This window comes from Psychrobacter sp. CX21, from assembly GCF_057396255.1.
The window spans coordinates 1-2,959 of the sequence record NZ_JBXYJG010000044.1; the positions used below are offsets into that span (position 1 = coordinate 1).

3 protein-coding genes are annotated in these 2,959 nt (G+C 39.1%); all 3 read right to left on the reverse strand.

What is annotated here, in order from left to right:
* Positions 1 to 26 precede the first annotated feature (26 nt).
* Entirely contained in the window at positions 27 to 1,019 is a 993-nt protein-coding gene (locus tag AC2SLP_RS11970) for an IS110 family RNA-guided transposase (RefSeq protein ID WP_486535649.1), read from the reverse strand.
* Between the two features lie 271 nt (positions 1,020 to 1,290).
* Positions 1,291 to 1,686, reverse strand: a complete 396-nt coding sequence (locus AC2SLP_RS11975) for an SH3 domain-containing protein (protein ID WP_486536849.1) — start codon at positions 1,684 to 1,686, stop codon at positions 1,291 to 1,293.
* A 1-nt stretch (position 1,687) separates the two neighbouring features.
* A complete protein-coding gene (locus AC2SLP_RS11980; RefSeq protein WP_486535535.1) occupies positions 1,688 to 2,902 on the reverse strand; it encodes an IS256 family transposase in 1,215 nt (404 codons plus the stop codon).
* Positions 2,903 to 2,959 lie beyond the last annotated feature (57 nt).

Here is a 2,959-nt window from a genome sequence, read left to right on the forward strand (position 1 = left end):
GTAGATACCATCTTAAAAAATAAATATCAAGCAGAAATAAATTCAACTTTTGCCTGATAAGGAGATTGATGTTTCAATACACCATAGCAGATATGCACAAGCTTACGCATAGCAGCGCAAATCGCCTGCATCTTGCACTTACCATTGGCTAACAGCCTCTCGTACTGTGCCTTAATATCAGGATTCCATTTAGTGGATACCACTGCAGCCATATACAGTTTAGCTCTAATAGCACTTGAACCATTCTTAGCTAAACGTGATTTGCCTTTAAACTGTCCTGACTCAATATGTCTAGGAACAAGACCAATAAAGGCTGCAACCTGTGACGCTTTAGTAAACTGCTTATTGTGCATCAGCGATAGCATCTGTCTTGATGTGGCAGGGCCTACACCTTTGATAGTTTGTAGTAGCTCTTGGTCATGCTTTAACTTAGGATGTTTATCGATATGATCATCAATATCATCGTTAAGCTTTGCAATAGCAACTTCTAAAGCATCAATCATAGTGCCAATGGATTGCTTCACAATAGGCGCAGTATCAGTAGCATATGCTTTTTCTTGACGGTTAAGCTCACGTTGCAAGTCTTGCTGTAGTGCATCTAAACGAGTCAATAATGACTTTAATTGTCTTGCTTCTACTGGTGGCGGTGTCCACTGTTCTGGCTTAGCACTATTAGCATAACGAGCCAGTAAGACGCTATCCTTTTTGTCAGTTTTATTGCGACTACCAAGAGAGTTTGCATAGCTTCTGACATAGGCTGGATTTACGATACTTAGAGCAATACCTTTATCATGTAGAAAATAAGCCACATTCTCATGATAGACACCTGTTGCTTCAAGGGTTACGTGTATATCACTTAAATTATCGCTGACGTTTGTTTTTAGCCAGTTGATAAGATTATCAAAGTCGTCTTTGTTGTTTTTAAATACTTTGGTTTTAACCTTTAGCTTGTCTGCATCTTTAAGCCATGCAACATCAAGCTTTGCTTTACTAACATCGATACCAATATAATGAGTCATCTTGTCATCTTCCCTTGTTCATGCAGTGTCACTCGTATTGAGGCACTTGGATACCATTCAGAGTATTAAGATGATAAAAATGAGCATTGGGCATTATCTACGCTACAGTGTCTAGGCACTAAGGGTGCGCTCATGCTCTCAATGCTCGTGATTAACCGCTTTAGTTTATCAACTCTCGTTGATTGCGTTAAGGGGTCAGTCAAGATACAAGGGTGCGCCCCGCGCACCAATTATATATTCAGATTTAAAGGTGCATAGAGACTACATTATCTTAGTTAAATTTAGAAAGATATCTTGAAAAAACCCACCCTGTAATTTCAACATTCTTTTCAGAATCATGCCATTCAATCAACGTCCAATTTTTACGCTTTTCAATTACCAATACGGTAGAAGAAAAATATAATTGTCCTATTGACTTGGATTTAACTGATGCAGAGGCTCTCACATTTAAAACATCGGCTGATACATATCTAATTGAACGCAATAAATTTATATCATTAATAGTTGAGTTAACATTAGTTTTTAATTCTTTTGCTATAGTTCTTTTATTAGCATTTAAGTAAGATTTAATATGGTAATCTGCTATTGGATTTATAAGTGAAGCAATTAGAATAATTATAAAAGGATATATATAAAAGAGCCCATCCTGAATTCTGTGTAACTGCAATTTAGATTAAATGCTTACTAACACGCTCATCGAACATAATCATAAATCGATTAAGAGCAGACGTCCAGTTACGGATGGGCATCGACCACTTTTTAGACGCCTGCTGAGTCGCTAGATAAACAACCTTTAACGCCGCTTGATCAGATGGGAATATCTTACGCTTATTCACAGCGGTACGAATCACGCTATTTAATGACTCGATAGCATTGGTCGTATAAATGGCTTTTCTAATGTCTTTCGGGTAATCAAAGAACACGGTTAAGCCCTCCCAATTATTGCGCCAAGAGGTAACCACATGCGGGTATTTATCGCCCCAGATCTCATTAAACTGCTCAAGGCTAGCCTCTGCCAGCTCAAGCGTATCAGCACCATAAACCGCCTTTAAACCAGCCGCTACTTTTTTTCTATCTTTCCATGGTACAAACTTCATAGAGTAACGTACCATATGCACAATACATAGCTGAACCTGTGTGTTTGGATATACCGTATTAATTGCCTCGCTAAAGCCTTTTAAACCATCCACACAGGCAATAAGAATATCTTGAACCCCACGGTTTTGTAGTTCAGTGAGAATACCTAGCCAGAACTTAGCGCCTTCATTCTCCGATAGCCACATACCCAGTAGCTCCTTTTTGCCCTCAAGATTGACGCCTAAGGCCAGATAGATGGCTTTATTAATGATTTGCTTGTCTTGACGTACTTTAACGACAATGCAGTCTAAATATACGATAGGATATAAGCTACTTAGTGGACGATTCTGCCATGCTGTGATGTCATCTATGATGTTGTCAGTAACCCTTGATACGAGACTGGTTGAGATATCAACGTCATAGATATCTTTGATACTCTCAACAATCTCAGTGGTTGTCTGGCCTTTGGCGTAAAACATGATGATTTTATCATCGAGCCCAGTGATACGAGTTTGATGCTTTGCAACCAATACAGGATCAAAGCTTCCTTCACGGTCTCTGGGTGTAGATACTTCAATCTCACCTGTGTCACTGCGCACTGTCTTTTTGGTGTGACCGTTGCGCTTGTTTGGGGTATCCGCCTTTTCATGCTTAGGATAGCCTAGATGCTCTTCCATCTCGGCTTCTAATGCAGTGTCAATAAATGACTGCATGAGCTCTTTTTGAAATGCTTTGATGTCTTCAAAGCTGCCAACGTGTTTGGCCATTTGTTCGGCTAGTTTTTTTAGTTCTGTTTGTTTTGTCATTGCTTATTCTCCTTTACTATGGATTATAAGCAGTTACACAAAGTTTGGGAAAGTCTC